Genomic DNA, 14,115 nt, shown 5'->3' with positions numbered 1-14,115 from the left:
GGTATGGATCCATTGAGCGACAGGGACCTGGAGCGCTACAGCCGCCAGATCCTGATGCCCGAGTTCGACGTGGCCGGCCAGCAGTCACTGGCGCACAGTCGCGTCCTGGTGGTGGGCGCCGGCGGGTTGGGCTGCCCGGTGGTGCTCTATCTGGCGGCCGCCGGAGTCGGCCACATTGAAGTCGTGGATGACGATCACGTGGAGCTGGCCAACCTCCAGCGCCAGATCGCGTTCACCGAGGCGGATATCGGTCGTTCCAAGGCAGAGGCGCTGGCTGAACGTGCCATGGCCCTGAACCCGGGGGTCACCGTCGAGCCGATCCAGAGCCGCGCCAGACAGCGCTGGCTTTCCCGCGCTGCGACCCGCAACCACCTGGTTCTGGACGCTACGGACAATTTCCAGACCCGGTTCGCCGTGAACCAGGCCTGTGTGGACGCCTCCGTGCCACTGGTCTCCGGCGCCGCCATCCGCGCCGAGGGCCAGGTGGCGGTGTTTGACAGTGGCCGGACGGGCGCCCCCTGCTACCAGTGCCTGTACGCGGATGTGGGCGAGGCCACCCTGAGCTGTTCCGAGGCCGGCGTGATCGGGCCCCTGGTGGGCATGATCGGGGCTGCCCAGGCCATGGAGGCCATCAAGCTCCTGGCGGGCGTGGGTGAGTCCCTTACCGGCCGGCTTCTGCTGCTGGATGCCTGGCGCATGCAGTGGCGGGAGATGCGCGTTCCCAGGGATCCCGACTGCCCCATCTGCGGCGACTGACCCGGGAGCGGCGCCTCAGCCTTTGCCCAGGGCCTTGAAGCGCTCGATCGCCCGCTGCCGGCTTTGCTTCAGGTCCACAATGGGTGCCGGATAACCCGCAACCGTGCCATTCGGATTGAACAGTTTCTTCCCCTGCAGATGGGCGATTTCCGGCACCCAGTGCCGGATGAAGGTGCCCTCCGGGTCAAAGCGCTCGCTCTGGGTCACCGGGTTGAAGATGCGGAAGTAGGGCGCTGCGTCCGTGCCGGTTGAGGCACTCCACTGCCAGCCGCCGTTGTTCGAGGGCAGGTAGCCGTCCACCAGCTGCTGCATGAAGTATTGCTCGCCCAGTCGCCAGTCCACGAACAGGTTCTTGGTCAGGAACATGGCGGTGACCATGCGCAGGCGGTTGTGCATCCAGCCGGTGGTGTTGAGCTGGCGCATGGCCGCGTCCACCAGGGGGATGCCGGTGCGGCCGGCTTTCCAGGCTTCCAGGTTGGCGCCCGCTGGCTCCCAGGGCAGGGCCTCCGTTTCCGGCTTGAACGCCTGGTGACGGGACAGGCGCGGGAACTGGTAGAGCAGCTGGATGTAGAAGTCCCGCCAGGCGACTTCGTTGAGCCAGGTGTGGGCGGCGCTGGCCGGGGATTCCGCGCTCGTTCGCTGCTGCACCGCGACCAGGCACTGGCGGGGCGAGAGCACGCCCAGCGCCAGGTAGGGCGAGATCTGGCTGGTGGCCGGAACTGCCGGGTAGTTCCGCTGATCCGCATAGGCCCCGAGGCGCTGGTCGATGAATCCTTCCAGGGCCCTGTGGGCCGCGCCTTCACCGCCGGCCAGCCAGTCCACGTGTTCGCTGCGCCACGCGGTCAACTCAGGGAGCGCGGGGGGAGGCAGGGGCGCGCCTCTGGCTGCCGGTGCGGGATGCAGCCGGGGCGGGTGACTTTCCACCCAGCGCCACCACTGCCGGGAATAGGGCGTGAAGACGGTGTAGGGCGTGCCATTGCCGGTTTTCAGCTGATCCACTGGAACCACGGTCTGGTCGCGGTAGATGTGGAGCGCGATGCCCTGGTGGTTCAGTGCCCCGGTCAGTCGGTGATCCCGGATGCGCTCGTTGAAGGCGTATTCCTCGTTGGCATGGATCCGCGTGATGCCACGCTCCCGGCACAGCACCAGAAGTTCTGTATCGGTATCCGTAAAGCGGTCAATCGAGCGGATGTGAAGGGGAATGCCCAGCGCCGCCAGGTCCTGTCCGAGCTGGTCCAGGCTGCGAAGCAGCAGGTCGGTGCGGTTGGGGGACCAGTCATGGTCCGCCCACTGGCCAGGTGCGGGCAGGAAGCAGGCTTCCACGGCGGCATTGCCGGCGCAGGCGGCGGTGAGGGCAGGATTGTCCCCCAGGCGGAGATCATTGCGGAACCAGATGAGTTCGGTCACGGGCACCCCTTATGATTGTCTGTACTGCTGGGTTGTTCGCTGAACCGCGCGCTTTGGATTATAGTACTCCGCAATCCGAGTTCAGGAATCATTATGGCTCAACCCCAGTCCTCCTCTGGTACGGATGGTCCCATCGCGGCATGGGGCGAGTCTGTGCCCCTTTCACCGGGCGACACCCTGCGCAATGGCCTCAGTGACATGACACTTTCCGTGACTCTGCTGGCCCATGAGTGGCAGGTGCGTGTGGCACGCCACCCCGGGGCCTGGGAGGAGACGGCCTGGCACCAGTGGTGTGACAGTGCCCTGCCGGAGCATGATGAGGGACTGGAACGGTTCGCACGGGGCAATGAGGCTCCCCGCGTCGCACTGCGGCCGGCGCTGGCGGACCTGCCCCTGATTGTACGCCCCAACCATCCTCTGCACCTGCCGCCAGGCATGGATACAACCATCTATATGAGTACCCTGGTCTGGCTCCAGCTTATGGTGGGCGAGGACCGCAGGCTGATGGAAGTGCCGGTACGCCAGCCCTCCTGGACCTGGATGGGGGCGGACACCATGGAGGGCGAGCTCTGCTATGCCAGCCTTACCGCAGCCCGCCTGGAGCCGGACAATCTGCCACGCCGCCCATGGCGGGCCATGTCCGCGGTACGGCTGCGCCATGAGGGCGACGACTACCTGACGCTGGACCGTTTCAGCTTTCCGGCGCCCATCATGCCCCTGTTCCGCCAGAGTGAACCGGGAGTGGACGGTGCGCACTCGCTCTGGACGCCGACGCTGAGCATCCGGTGCGAGCGGGACCTGGCCACCGCGTCGCTGAAGGTGGAAGCGACGCCACCGCCCGAGGCTGGGCCCTGTACGGCCCTGGCACCGGCGCGCCAACCGGTTGAACGCAACCATCTGGTGCGCACCATGGACCGGATTTTCGGATAGGAGCCACGATGCCGGAATGGATGACACTGGAGACCCTCGGGCAGTGGCTGCGGCCGCTGGTATGGATGGCTCTCGGGCTGTTCCTGGCCACGATGCTCGGGCGCATGGTGGAGCGGTTCGGGCAGGGGCGCCTGACACGGCACCAGGCCGTGCTGTTCCGGCGTCTGGTGTTCTATACGGTGCTGGGGATTGCCGTGGCGCTGGCGCTGCAGCAGTCCGGTTTCCAGATCGGGGTGCTGCTGGGCGCGGCCGGTATTCTGACGGTGGCGTTGGGTTTTGCTTCCCAGACATCGGCCAGTAACGTGATCAGTGGCCTTTTCCTGCTTGCCGAGCGGCCGTTCGAGCTGGGGCACTTTATCGAAGTGGATGGTGTGCGCGGCGAGGTGGTCGGGATCGACCTGCTGAGCGTCAAGCTGCGCAGCCTCGACAATCTCTACATACGGGTGCCCAACGAAACGCTCATCAAGACCCGGGTGACCAACTTCACCCGTTTTCCGGTCAGGCGCCTGGATCTGCCCATTGGTGTGGCCTACGGGGAAGACCTTGAAAAGGTGAATGCGGTACTGCTGGCGCTGGTGGATGAGAACCCGGACTGCCTGGAGGAGCCCGAGCCGTTCATTTACCTGCAGCAGTTCGGGGCCTCATCCGTGGACCTGCAGCTGTCGTTCTGGGTGCGGGGCCTTGATCTCCGGCGGGTCCGCAGTGATGTGATGTTTGCCGTCAAGGCGGCTTTCGACCGCGAGGGCATCGAGATTCCCTTCCCCCATACGAGCCTCTACGCTGGGCAGCATTCAGCACCGATACCGGTTGCCATTCATCAACATCAGGACAAACCATGACGGACAGGGCGGAGACGCCGGGCTTACACTGGGTCGGCTGGCGCGAGTGGGTGAGTCTGCCGGAGCTTGGCATTCCACGCCTGCGGGCCAAGGTCGACACCGGGGCAAGAACTTCCTGCCTCCACACCTTTGACCTGGAGGCCTATGAACACCAGGGCGAGCGCCGGGTGGCGTTCTCGATCCACCCGAGCCGCCGTAACCTGAACCGGGTGATCCACTGTGACGCGCCACTGCTGGACGAGCGTGTTGTTACGGATTCCGGGGGACACCGGGAAATGCGCTATGTCATCCTGACGCAGATGCGCATGGGGCCCTGGTGCTGGCCCGTGGAGATGACGCTTACCAATCGCGATACAATGCGCTTTCGTATGCTGATCGGTCGCACTGCCATGAAGGAGCGCCTGTTGGTGGACCCATCAGCTTCTTTCCTGGCCGGTAAACCGCGTGAGGAGTAATCAATGAGAATTGCAATCATGTCGCGCAACAAGCGCCTCTATTCCACCCGCCGCCTGGTGGAGGAGGCCAAGAAACGCGATCACGAGGTGCAGGTACTGGACTTCCTGCACTGTTATATGAACATCACGCCGGCCAGCCCGACCATGCATTACCGGGGTGAGAAACTGCCTGAGTTCGACGTGGTGATCCCTCGGATTGGTGCCTCGGTGACCTTCTACGGTGCTGCTGTATTGCGCCAGTTCGAGATGATGGGCGTGTTCCCGGCGAACGAGTCGGTGGCCATCACCCGCTCCCGGGACAAGCTGCGCTCGCTGCAGCTTCTGGGGCGCAAAGGTCTGGGTATGCCGATCACGGGCTTTGCCAGCAAGCCGGACGACGTGCCCGACCTGATCCGGATGGTGGGTGGTACACCGGTGGTGATCAAGCTGCTGGAAGGCACCCAGGGTATCGGCGTAGTGCTGGCCGAGACGCGCAAGGCGGCGGAAAGCGTGATCGAGGCCTTCATGGGTCTGAAGGCGGACATCCTGGTGCAGGAGTACATCAAGGAGGCGGCGGGCGCGGACATCCGCTGCTTCGTGATTGGCGACAAGGTGATCGCGGCCATGAAACGCCAGGCCAACGAAGGCGAATTCCGTTCCAACCTCCATCGGGGCGGACAGGCTTCGCTGGTGCGTATTACGCCCACCGAACGCAAGACGGCGGTGATGGCGGCCAAGGCCATGGGGCTGAATGTGGCGGGTGTGGACCTGCTGCGTTCCAGTCGTGGGCCGCTGATCATGGAGGTGAATTCCTCGCCGGGCCTTCAGGGCATTGAAGCGGCCACCAACAAGAATGTGGCCGGCATGATCATCGACTTCATCGAGAAACGGGCCCGGCCCTGGCGTACCGCCACCAAAGGCGCAAGGGGCTGAGCATGGCGAAACGTGCGCCCTTCCGTCTGGGTGATGAACGGATTCCGGCGGGTGAGCGCCTCCAGGTGGAGGTGCCCATAGGGCGCCTTTACACCCAGACGCCGCTGCACATTCCGGTGGAGGTGATCCACGGCCGTCGCCCCGGGCCCACGCTGCTGGTCTGTGGCGCCATCCATGGGGACGAGATCAATGGTGTGGAAATCGCCCGCCGGCTGCTGCGGAGCACAGGGCTCAAGCGGCTGCGCGGAACGCTGCTGGTGGTGCCCATCGTCAATGTGTTCGGGTTCCTGCACCAGTCCCGCTACATGCCGGACCGGCGGGATCTGAACCGGTGCTTCCCGGGGACCGAGAAGGGCTCACTGGCCGGGCGCATTGCCTACCTGTTCCGGACCCAGGTGCTGGAAAAGGCCACCCATGTGATAGACCTGCATACAGGGGCCAGCCACCGTTTCAACCTGCCGCAGATCCGTGCGGAGCTGCGTAATCCAGTGACGGCGGACATGGCGGAGATCTTTGCGGCTCCCATTGTGATCAACGCCTCCCTGCGCGAGGGCAGCCTCAGGGCCTGTGCGGATGCCGCCGACGTTCCCGTGATCACCTATGAGGCTGGTGAGGCGCTGCGCTTCGACGAGGTGGCCATCAATACGGGGGTGCGCGGCATACTGCGTGTGATGCGCATGCTGGAGATGCTGCCCAGCCGCCGGCGCGGCCGGCACCGGCCCGCGAAGCGCTCTGAAGTGGCTTCAAACTCCACCTGGATGCGCGCGGAGACCGACGGCATCATGCGCCCCATTGCGGGCATTGGCCACCGGGTGAAGGAAGGGCAGAGACTGGCGGTGGTTGCGGATCCCTTTGGTCGGCTGGAGTCCTCTGTGACCAGCAGCGTCAATGGCATCGTCATCGGTATGAACAACCTGCCCATGGTCAATGAGGGGGAAGCCCTCTACCACGTGGCGCTGTTCGATGAGCTCGATGAGGCCATGAAGACCATGGATGCGTTCCGCGACCGCTACAAGCCGCTCCAGGGCGAGGAGCCCATGGCGGACCATCCCTGGGATAACGATCTGGGCCAGGAGACGAATAACAGCGACTCCTGACCCAGGGCGGTTACAGGTGTTCCTCGGCGTACTCGGCCAGCGGCGAGCGGGGAACGCCCTGCAGGTGGATGTGGCCGCCGTGCTTGAAGCCCTTGAAACGTTCGGTCATGTAGGTCAGGCCGGAACTCAGGGGGTTGAGGTAGGCGGTATCAATCTGGGAGAGGTTGCCCAGGCATACCACCTTGCTGCCCGTGCCCGCCCGCGTGATGATCGTCTTGAGCTGGTGCGGGGTCAGGTTCTGGCTTTCATCGATGATGATCAGGCTGTGCTGGAAGCTGCGGCCCCGGATGTAGTTCAGTGACTTGAACTGCATGGGAACCTTGCTGAGGATGTAGTCCACGCTGCTGGTCATGTTCTCGTCATCCTCGTGCAGCGCCTCGAGGTTGTCCACGATCGCGCCCAGCCAGGGTTCCATCTTCTCGGATTCGGTCCCCGGCAGAAAGCCGATGTCCTCATCCAGACCCTGGGTACTGCGGGTGGTGATGATGCGCTTGTAGGTCTTGCTCGCAACGGTCAGCTCGATGGCGGCCGCCAGGGCCAGGATGGTCTTGCCGGAGCCGGCGGAGCCGGTGAGGTTAACCAGGTGCACATTCGGGTCCATCAGCAGTTCCAGCGCCAGCCCCTGGTAGATGTCGCGGGGTGACAGGCCCCAGACCTGCTGGTGCATGAGGTCGTCCTGGAACAGATCCTCCACCACCAGCCGCTCCGGCTCGGTCTCCGTGATCCGGCCGATGAACCCCTGATGGTCGAGGATGAACTCGTTGATCTGGTAGTCCGCCATGGCCTCGGTGCGTGGGATCAGGTGCTCGGTGATGCCCTCGCGCTGGACCGTCTCCACCTTCTCGATGCCATCCCAGAAGGATCCCTCGAACTCGTGGTAGCCGGTGGGCAGGTAGCGCACGTCGTCCACCAGCTGGTCGGTCTGGTAATCCTCAGCTTCCAGGCCGCAGCCACGCGCCTTGAGGCGCATGTTGATGTCCTTGCTCACCAGGATGATGGGCCTGTCGCGGTGCTGGCGCTGAAGCCGGGCGAGGAGGTTGATGATGCGGTTGTCGTTAAGGTGATCCGGCAGCCCGTGTTCAACGTCGTCCTGACCGCCCATGGCAATGGAGAGGGTGCCCAGGGGTTCCGATTTCTCGCCGCGGCGGATGGGCACGCCATTGTCGATGTCGTGTGGGTCCGCGTCGCCGATCAGCCGGTCGATGGTCCGTATGGCCTGGCGGCAGTCGGCGGCCACGGCCTGCTTGCCGTTCTTCAGCTGGTCCAGCTCCTCGAGCACGGTCATGGGAATGACCACGTGGTGCTCTTCGAAGTTGAGGACGGCGGTGGGATCGTGGATCAGAACATTGGTGTCGACGACGTAGGTCTTGATCTGGGACTGGTCTTCCCGGGGCATGGGCTTGGTTACCTCAGAGCCGGTTGCTGGGCGTCAGGTGGGGGTACCGGAGTCGTCGGCCTCGAGACAACGCCGGGTCAGCTCCGGTTCCGCCACCAGCTTGAGCATGTCATAGGTGGTGATGATGCCGGTGATGGCCTCCTTTTCCGTCACGAAGATGCGGTGCAGGTGCTCCGCCATCATGATGTCGGCGATGGTCCGGACGCTGGTATCGGCGTCCACGGACATCACGCTGGGAGTCATGATGTCACGAACTTCCACGGGCATGCGAGTCATGCCCTCCAGCATCATCTGCCGGATCTGACGTGCTTCCTGTTTCTCTTCGTCCGAAAGCTCCTTCTCCGGCTCACCGCTGACCTGGTTCCAGCGGAATTCGGCAATGTCCTTGAGGGTGACGATGCCGATGATGCGTTCATTGTCGTCGCACACCGGGCTGCCGGTGATCTCGTTCTCCGTGAGGAACGCCGCCAGTTGCTGCATGGTCCAGTCCTGGGGGACAGCTTTCACGCTGGGGGTCATGATGTCCTGCGCGGTTACGGCCATGATTCAGCCTCCCTCCGCATCGGGAGTGGGTTCGCTGTCCGGGGTTACGTTTTCCTCCGGGGGGATGACGTCCACGAGCCGGCCTTCTTTATCGAACGCCAGCTCGTGGCCCTGGTAGCGCTCTTTCTGGACCACGTCGTTGAGCGTGCGCAGGGATTCGTAGGGGATATCCGTGGCCAGTTGGTTCACCAGCCAGTTGGGCAGGGAACCTCCGGGGGCGGCATGCTGGTACCAGACGATCCGGGTGCGGTTCTCACCTTCACGGGAGAATTCATAGACCGTGGAGGATTCGGGCATGCGCACATAGCCATCCTTCTTCCCGACACGGCCGTCCACGGATTCCATCTCAATGATGATATGGTCCCGGCTTTCGCCGGTGTGGGTCGTGATGTGCAGGACATAGTCCCGGTCACTGACCGGCCAGGGCATATCATTGATGGAATAGGCGTAGCGGTCCCGGAAGCTGCCGCCTTCCAGGTTCTCGGCGTGCGAGCACTGGTGGACCCATTCCATGCAGGATTCCGGGTTGGCCATCACTGCCATGACGGCTTCCAGAGGGGCATCCAGCACTGTTTCCGCGCGGAAGGCATCGATCCGCGAATTCTCCAGGTTGCGGGTGTGGACCTCGATTCCGTCCGAATCCACGGCCTTTTCCCAGTTCTCGTCGTCGGTCGGGACTTCCGCGTGCAGGCTGACGGTGGTCAGCAGGAGGACCAGTGTCTGAAGAGCGGTCAATACGGTTCGCATGGGCGCATCCGGACAGTGAGAAGGAACCCTCATGGTGACAGGGGCGCCGGACCGGATCTGCCGATTCCTCCGCAGCATGGCCAGGCAGTGCCCCGTGTGCCTCCCTACTGGGGGTCGGCCACCTCCTCGGGAAGGGTGACGTTGAGTTCCAGTACCGAGCAGCTGTCATTACGATCAAGCTGGACCTGGACCTGGTCGTCCTCGATCTCAACGTAGCGTCGGATCACAGCCAGCAGCTCCTGTTGGAGCTCGGGCAGGTAATCCGGCTGCTCCCGGGTGTTGCGCTCGTGTGCCACGATGATCTGAAGCCGTTCCTTGGCAACGGACGCGGACGACTTTTTCTTGGTCTTGAAGTAGTCAAAGAAACTCATCTCAGCCTCCGAACATGCGCTTGAGGAAGCCTTTCTTCTGCCCGTCGAGGAACCGCAGGGGGCGTTCCTCGCCCAGCAGCCTGGCTACGGCGTCCGCGTAGGCCCCACCGGCCTCGCTTTCGTCTTCCAGAATCACGGGAGAACCCTGGTTGGAAGCGTTGAGCACCGCCTGTGACTCCGGAATCACGCCCAGCAGTGAGATGCTCAGGATGTCGTTCACGTCCTCGAGGGACAGCATCTCACCGCGTTCCACACGCTCACTGTTGTAGCGCGTGAGCAGCAGGTGCTCCTTGACCGGGTCCATGCCCTGTTCGGCACGGCGGGATTTGCTCTGGAGGATGCCCAGGATGCGATCCGAGTCGCGTACCGAGGAGACCTCCGGGTTGGTGACCACGATGGCTTCGTCCGCGTGGTAGAGCGCCATCAGGGCGCCGTGTTCAATGCCCGCCGGGGAGTCGCAGACGAGGTAGTCAAAGGTCTCGCTCATCTCGTCCAGAACCTTCTGCACGCCCTCCGCCGTGAGCGCTTCCTTGTCCCGGGTCTGGGAGGCGGGAAGGATGAAGAGGTTGTCGACCCGCTTGTCGCGGATCAGTGCCTGGTTGAGCGTGGCCTCGCCCTGGATGACGTTGACGAAGTCGTACACCACGCGACGTTCGCAGTTCATGATCAGGTCCAGGTTGCGCAGGCCCACGTCGAAGTCGATGACGGCTGTCTTGTAGCCGCGCTGCGCAAGGCCGGTGCTGATGGAGGCGCTGGTGGTGGTCTTGCCCACCCCGCCCTTGCCGGATGTCACTACTATGATTCGTGCCAAGGTTGTTGTCCTGTTTGCTGTTCTGTCGTTCCGTTAACGGGTCAGCGGGTCCACTGTCAGTACGTCCCCCTCGAGGCGGATCCTGGCCGGCGTCCGCCAGTCATCGCCCTGCAGATCCTCGGAGATTTTATAGTGCCCAGCCACGGACACAAGCTCCGCTTCCAGTGACTGACAGAAGATGCTCGCGCTGGTGTCGCCGTGCACGCCGGCGAGCGCCCGCCCGCGGAGTGGGCCATAGATGTGGATATGGCCGGCCGCGAGCACTTCCGCCCCGGCGCCAACCGGCGCCATGATAATGAGATCACCTTCGGGGGCATAGACCTGCTGGCCGGAGCGTACCGGCTGTGTAACCAATCGGCCGGCACCGGTGCTGGTGGTTTCCGGGGCGCTTTCCTCTGTGCTCTCTGCGGTGTCCTGTTCAGGTTCGGGCACGGGCCTGGGGGCGCTGGCCTGGCCGCCGGGGAGCCAGGCCAGGGCGGCGTTGCGGGCCAGGCGCCGGATATCGTCGTCACCCCCACGCACGCCCAGGACCTGGATGGAGTGCGTGCGGCAGATGCCAATGAGCTGGAAGAAGTCCAGATCGGCCACGTTGCCCTCGTAATGATCCAGCCCGATCACCAGTGGCAGGTCGCGGAAGAAATTCGGGGCCTGTCGGATCTTGTCGCGCAGATCCCGCTCCAGAGCATCCGGGTCGAAATGGTGCAGTTCCATCACGGTCAGCGTCTGGCTGGCACCGCGCAGTTCAAAGCAGGCGCGGTTCTCGGTTGCCGTGGCGGCGGGTTCGCTCATCGGGCTATCCTTTTTCGGGTATCGCTGTCCTGACACGGGCTCTATGGCGCCCTAAGATACAGCCTGCACTGAATCCACGGCAACTCCGGAGATGCCCTTTGACCCGCAAGATCATCCATTGCGACGCGGACTGCTTCTACGCGGCGGTGGAAATACGGGACAATCCGGCGCTGGCGGGCCGCCCCATTGCCGTGGGCGGGGCCACCGGGCGCGGTGTTGTGGCCACCTGCAGCTACGAGGCACGGGCCTTTGGCGTGCGTTCCGCCATGCCGGTTTCGGAGGCGCTGCGCCTGTGCCCGCACCTGGAGTTGCTGCCCACGGACATGCCCCGCTACCAGGCGGTTTCGCGCGACTTCATGGCCATCCTGCGCGAGACCTCGCCGGTCCTGGAGCCGCTCTCGCTGGACGAGGCCTACCTGGATGTTACCGGCATTGACCACTTCCAGGGCAGTGCCACGCGCATGGCCGAGCATATCCGGGCACGGGTGCGGGATGAACTGGGGATTACGGTTTCTGCAGGTGTGGCGCCGAACAAGTTCCTGGCCAAGATCGCCAGTGACTGGCACAAGCCGGACGGGCTCTGTGTGATCACCCCGGAGGAGGTGGCGGATTTCGTGCCCCGGCTGCCGGTGACAACGCTGCACGGCGTGGGGCCCCGGACCGCGGAAAAACTGCATGGACTGGGAATCAATACCTGCGGGGACCTGAGGGAGTGGTCGGAACTGGCCCTGCGGGAACGTTTCGGGCGCTACGGGGCGCGCCTTTACGGGCTGGCCCGGGGCGAGGACGATCGGCCGGTACAGGTAACCCGCCCGCGCAAGTCGATCAGCGTGGAGAACACCTACAGCCAGGATCTGGCCACCCTGGCCGAGTGCCGGCGGGCTCTTGAGGGGTTGGTCTCGGACCTTGAGAGGCGCATGCGCCGCAAGGGCCTGGACAGCGCCGACGCGGGCCAGTTTGAGAAGCTGTTCGTTAAGCTGCGGTTTTCCGATTTCGAAACCCATACGCGTGAGATGGTGTGGCGCCGCCCTGAGCATCCGGGCGCCGCTGACTTTACGCCCCTGCTGGATACGCTTTATGGCGATGTGCCGCGCCCCGTGCGGCTGCTCGGGCTGGGCGTGCGGCTGCCCGAGGTCAGGCGTGGCGGCCACCAGCTGGCCCTGTTCGATGCCGGAGGCCGGCCTGTTACACCCGCTTCAGGCAGGCAGCAGCGGCAGCAGGGCAATGAGCGCGGGGGCGAAGTGCAGGGCGATGAAAGCGCATCCAGCCCCGATGAGGCTGCCGGCGAGGACGTCTGAGGGGTAGTGCAGCCCCAGCACCACGCGCGAGGCCAGCACCGCTACGGTGAACGGCAGTACGGCCCATCCCAGCAACGGCATGCCATGGAACAGCAGCATCGTGAAGCACACCGCGTGCAGGCTGTGGCCGGAGGGGAAGCTGCCCCGGTCCAGCGGTGGCGAACCGCAATGGATTGCCGGGAAGCTGATGAAAGGGCGCTCGCGCACCAGGCAGGTCTTGAGCAGCTTGTACAGCAGGGTGCAGGCGGCGCCTGTGAGCGTCATCAACGCCGCCAGGGCCCACCCCTTGAGGCCATTGATGGCCGGCAGCGCCAGGATGAGGGCGTACCAGAGCCAGCCATCCCCGAGCCGGCTTACGATCCGGAAGAAGGGCGTGACCGCTGGAAAGGCGAGGCTGCGGTTCAGGCGCAGGCACCAGCGCCCTTCGCCGTGATCAATACGGGTGAAGACCCGCGACAGGCGGTGTGGCGTCATGCTGAGCGGCCTCCTCGGTGGGCTCCAGAAGGAGCTGTTCGAACCGTTCCGCGAGTACGGACCAGTCCAGTGTCTGCGCGTGCTCCCTGGCGTTCCCGCCAATCTGGCGTCGGAATCCGGGTCTGTCGGCGAGCTCAAGGGCGGCAGCGGTGAAGCCCTCGGTGTCGCCGGGGGGCGCCTTCATGCCATGGACCCGGTGGCGGATGTGCTCGCGGGCGGCCGCCTGGTCAAATGCCACTACGGCCAGGCCCGAGGCCAGTGCTTCCGTCACGACGTTGCCGAAGGTGTCCGACTCACTGGGAAACAGGAAGATATCCGCCGAGGCATAGTGGCGGGCCAGATCCACACCGCGACGGGTACCCCGGAAGATGAACTCCGGGTGGGCCCGTTCCAGGGTCTGTCTCAGTGGCCCGTCACCGACCAGCACGAACCGGGCGGACGGGTGACAGTCGCGCAGGCGCTCAAAGGTGCTGACGGCCTGCATCAGGTTCTTTTCAGCCGCGAGGCGCCCTACATAGAGCACCACAGGCGCGTTGCCCGCGTTCCACTGTGCCCGCAGGACCCGGCTGCGCCGATCGGGGCTGAAGAGCTGGCTGTCCACGCCACGGCTCCAGCAGTGGGTGGTGTGGACACCCCAGCCGGAGAGCTGGTCGCAGATGCGGGTGGTGGGGGCCAGGGTAGCGCCGGTGCGGTTGTGGAAGGCAACGAGGTAGCTCCGGATCAGGGGCTCCATGAAACCGGCGCCATAGTAGCTGCTGTACTGGTGGAAGTTGGTGTGAAAGCCGGACAGGCAGGGGAGGCCCAGTTCCCGTGCGGCGGCCACCGCGCTCCAGCCCAGCGGTCCCTGGGTGGCCACGTAGATTGCATCCGGCGGCTTCTGGCGCCAGAGCCTGCGGAGCCGCCGGCGCGCCCCCAGGCCGAAGCGCAGCGTGGGGTAGCCGGGCAGGGGCAGGCCCCGCACGCGCAGGGTGCGTTCCCCGAACAGTGGGTTGTGGCCGCCAGGGGGTTCATCGCGCTGGTGGGGTCGGATGAGGGTCAGCCGGTGCCCGCGCCGTGCGAGTTCACGGCAGAGGTTGCCCAGGGTGCCCGCGACGCCGTTGATCTCGGGCGGAAAGGTCTCGGTAACCAGTGCGATGTGCTGTTCCTGCATGCTTGATTCTCCGGGGCTGGGCGGACAGGGTCAGTCTCCCCCGGGAGCGTTACCGTTTTCTGACACGGGTGTGATGTTCTGATGACAGCGTGTGGCATTGCGGTGACCCCGGGATGGACTTAGCATGCAGGGACAACCAG

16 protein-coding genes are annotated in these 14,115 nt (G+C 64.7%); 7 read left to right on the top strand and 9 right to left on the bottom strand.

Going from position 1 to position 14,115, the window contains the following annotated elements; translation table 11 throughout:
* Positions 1-3: 3 nt before the first annotated feature.
* Complete coding sequence (locus tag F3089_RS13665) at positions 4-756, top strand: HesA/MoeB/ThiF family protein (protein ID WP_151441338.1); 753 nt, start codon at positions 4-6, stop codon at positions 754-756.
* A gap of 15 nt (positions 757-771) precedes the next feature.
* Here F3089_RS13665 and F3089_RS13660 read toward each other — a convergent pair whose 3' ends face one another.
* Entirely contained in the window at positions 772-2,163 is a 1,392-nt protein-coding gene (locus F3089_RS13660) for a cryptochrome/photolyase family protein (RefSeq protein ID WP_151441337.1), read from the bottom strand.
* Positions 2,164-2,256: 93 nt separating this feature from the next.
* Here F3089_RS13660 and F3089_RS13655 point away from each other — a divergent pair, with 93 nt between their 5' ends.
* Genes F3089_RS13655 through F3089_RS13635 form a run of 5 tightly spaced genes read left to right on the top strand, consistent with a single transcriptional unit; the run spans position 2,257 to position 6,396 of the window.
* Entirely contained in the window at positions 2,257-3,093 is an 837-nt protein-coding gene (locus F3089_RS13655; protein WP_151441336.1) for a DUF432 domain-containing protein, read from the top strand.
* Between the two features lie 8 nt (positions 3,094-3,101).
* A complete protein-coding gene (locus F3089_RS13650) occupies positions 3,102-3,932 on the top strand; it encodes a mechanosensitive ion channel family protein (RefSeq protein WP_225741765.1) in 831 nt (276 codons plus the stop codon).
* Positions 3,929-4,387 carry an ATP-dependent zinc protease family protein gene (locus tag F3089_RS13645; protein WP_151441335.1) on the top strand — a complete coding sequence of 153 codons (459 nt, stop codon included), beginning with the start codon at positions 3,929-3,931 and terminating at the stop codon, positions 4,385-4,387. The genes F3089_RS13650 and F3089_RS13645 overlap by 4 nt, the downstream gene beginning before the upstream one ends.
* Before the next feature lie 3 nt (positions 4,388-4,390).
* Positions 4,391-5,299 (top strand): 30S ribosomal protein S6--L-glutamate ligase, encoded by a 909-nt coding sequence (gene rimK, locus F3089_RS13640; RefSeq protein WP_095617661.1) that lies wholly within the window; start codon positions 4,391-4,393, stop codon positions 5,297-5,299.
* A 2-nt stretch (positions 5,300-5,301) separates the two neighbouring features.
* On the top strand, positions 5,302-6,396 hold the full coding sequence (locus F3089_RS13635) for a succinylglutamate desuccinylase/aspartoacylase family protein (RefSeq protein ID WP_095617662.1): 1,095 nt from the start codon (positions 5,302-5,304) through the stop codon (positions 6,394-6,396).
* A 10-nt stretch (positions 6,397-6,406) separates the two neighbouring features.
* Here the strand turns inward: F3089_RS13635 and F3089_RS13630 are convergent, their stop codons facing one another.
* From F3089_RS13630 to minC, 6 genes are all read right to left on the bottom strand, one after another.
* A complete protein-coding gene (locus F3089_RS13630) occupies positions 6,407-7,792 on the bottom strand; it encodes a PhoH family protein (RefSeq protein WP_151441334.1) in 1,386 nt (461 codons plus the stop codon).
* Positions 7,793-7,825: 33 nt separating this feature from the next.
* On the bottom strand, positions 7,826-8,335 hold the full coding sequence (locus F3089_RS13625) for a CBS domain-containing protein (RefSeq protein ID WP_151441333.1): 510 nt from the start codon (positions 8,333-8,335) through the stop codon (positions 7,826-7,828).
* Between the two features lie 3 nt (positions 8,336-8,338).
* On the bottom strand, positions 8,339-9,082 hold the full coding sequence (locus tag F3089_RS13620) for an START domain-containing protein (protein ID WP_160898562.1): 744 nt from the start codon (positions 9,080-9,082) through the stop codon (positions 8,339-8,341).
* A gap of 104 nt (positions 9,083-9,186) precedes the next feature.
* A complete protein-coding gene (gene minE, locus F3089_RS13615) occupies positions 9,187-9,453 on the bottom strand; it encodes a cell division topological specificity factor MinE (RefSeq protein WP_095617666.1) in 267 nt (88 codons plus the stop codon).
* A gap of 1 nt (position 9,454) precedes the next feature.
* Positions 9,455-10,264 carry a septum site-determining protein MinD gene (minD, locus tag F3089_RS13610; RefSeq protein WP_151441331.1) on the bottom strand — a complete coding sequence of 270 codons (810 nt, stop codon included), beginning with the start codon at positions 10,262-10,264 and terminating at the stop codon, positions 9,455-9,457.
* Positions 10,265-10,297: 33 nt separating this feature from the next.
* Positions 10,298-11,053: a septum site-determining protein MinC gene (gene minC, locus F3089_RS13605; protein ID WP_151441330.1), complete on the bottom strand. Its 756-nt coding sequence runs from the start codon at positions 11,051-11,053 to the stop codon at positions 10,298-10,300.
* 98 nt (positions 11,054-11,151) lie between these two features.
* On the opposite strand from minC, the gene dinB reads away from it, so the two are divergent.
* A complete protein-coding gene (gene dinB, locus F3089_RS13600) occupies positions 11,152-12,351 on the top strand; it encodes a DNA polymerase IV (protein ID WP_151441329.1) in 1,200 nt (399 codons plus the stop codon).
* On the opposite strand, the gene F3089_RS13595 is transcribed toward dinB, so the two are convergent.
* Entirely contained in the window at positions 12,250-12,825 is a 576-nt protein-coding gene (locus F3089_RS13595; RefSeq protein ID WP_151441328.1) for a phosphatase PAP2 family protein, read from the bottom strand. The two genes, dinB and F3089_RS13595, sit on opposite strands and share 102 nt — an antisense overlap.
* The gene (locus tag F3089_RS13590) at positions 12,785-13,975 is read right to left on the bottom strand and encodes a glycosyltransferase family 4 protein (protein ID WP_151441327.1); all 1,191 of its coding nucleotides are present in this window, start codon (positions 13,973-13,975) and stop codon (positions 12,785-12,787) included. The genes F3089_RS13595 and F3089_RS13590 overlap by 41 nt, the downstream gene beginning before the upstream one ends.
* Between the last annotated feature and the right edge of the window lie 140 nt (positions 13,976-14,115).

It is taken from the genome of Halospina sp. K52047b, from assembly GCF_008709855.1.
GTDB lineage: Bacteria > Pseudomonadota > Gammaproteobacteria > Pseudomonadales > Oleiphilaceae > Halospina > Halospina utahensis_B.
This window is presented reverse-complemented; position numbering and strand designations above follow the sequence as displayed.

Excerpts from the sequence above, each read along its gene's own strand:
- F3089_RS13665 (WP_151441338.1), top strand. The coding sequence starts at position 4 with ATGGATCCATTGAGCGACAGGGACCTGGAGCGCTACAGCCGCCAGATC.
- F3089_RS13655 (WP_151441336.1), top strand. The coding sequence starts at position 2,257 with ATGGCTCAACCCCAGTCCTCCTCTGGTACGGATGGTCCCATCGCGGCA.
- F3089_RS13650 (WP_225741765.1), top strand. The coding sequence starts at position 3,102 with ATGCCGGAATGGATGACACTGGAGACCCTCGGGCAGTGGCTGCGGCCG.
- F3089_RS13645 (WP_151441335.1), top strand. The coding sequence starts at position 3,929 with ATGACGGACAGGGCGGAGACGCCGGGCTTACACTGGGTCGGCTGGCGC.
- rimK (WP_095617661.1), top strand. The coding sequence starts at position 4,391 with ATGAGAATTGCAATCATGTCGCGCAACAAGCGCCTCTATTCCACCCGC.
- F3089_RS13635 (WP_095617662.1), top strand. The coding sequence starts at position 5,302 with ATGGCGAAACGTGCGCCCTTCCGTCTGGGTGATGAACGGATTCCGGCG.
- F3089_RS13630 (WP_151441334.1), bottom strand. The coding sequence starts at position 7,792 with ATGCCCCGGGAAGACCAGTCCCAGATCAAGACCTACGTCGTCGACACC.
- F3089_RS13625 (WP_151441333.1), bottom strand. The coding sequence starts at position 8,335 with ATGGCCGTAACCGCGCAGGACATCATGACCCCCAGCGTGAAAGCTGTC.
- F3089_RS13620 (WP_160898562.1), bottom strand. The coding sequence starts at position 9,082 with ATGCGAACCGTATTGACCGCTCTTCAGACACTGGTCCTCCTGCTGACC.
- minE (WP_095617666.1), bottom strand. The coding sequence starts at position 9,453 with ATGAGTTTCTTTGACTACTTCAAGACCAAGAAAAAGTCGTCCGCGTCC.
- minC (WP_151441330.1), bottom strand. The coding sequence starts at position 11,053 with ATGAGCGAACCCGCCGCCACGGCAACCGAGAACCGCGCCTGCTTTGAA.
- F3089_RS13595 (WP_151441328.1), bottom strand. The coding sequence starts at position 12,825 with ATGACGCCACACCGCCTGTCGCGGGTCTTCACCCGTATTGATCACGGC.
- F3089_RS13590 (WP_151441327.1), bottom strand. The coding sequence starts at position 13,975 with ATGCAGGAACAGCACATCGCACTGGTTACCGAGACCTTTCCGCCCGAG.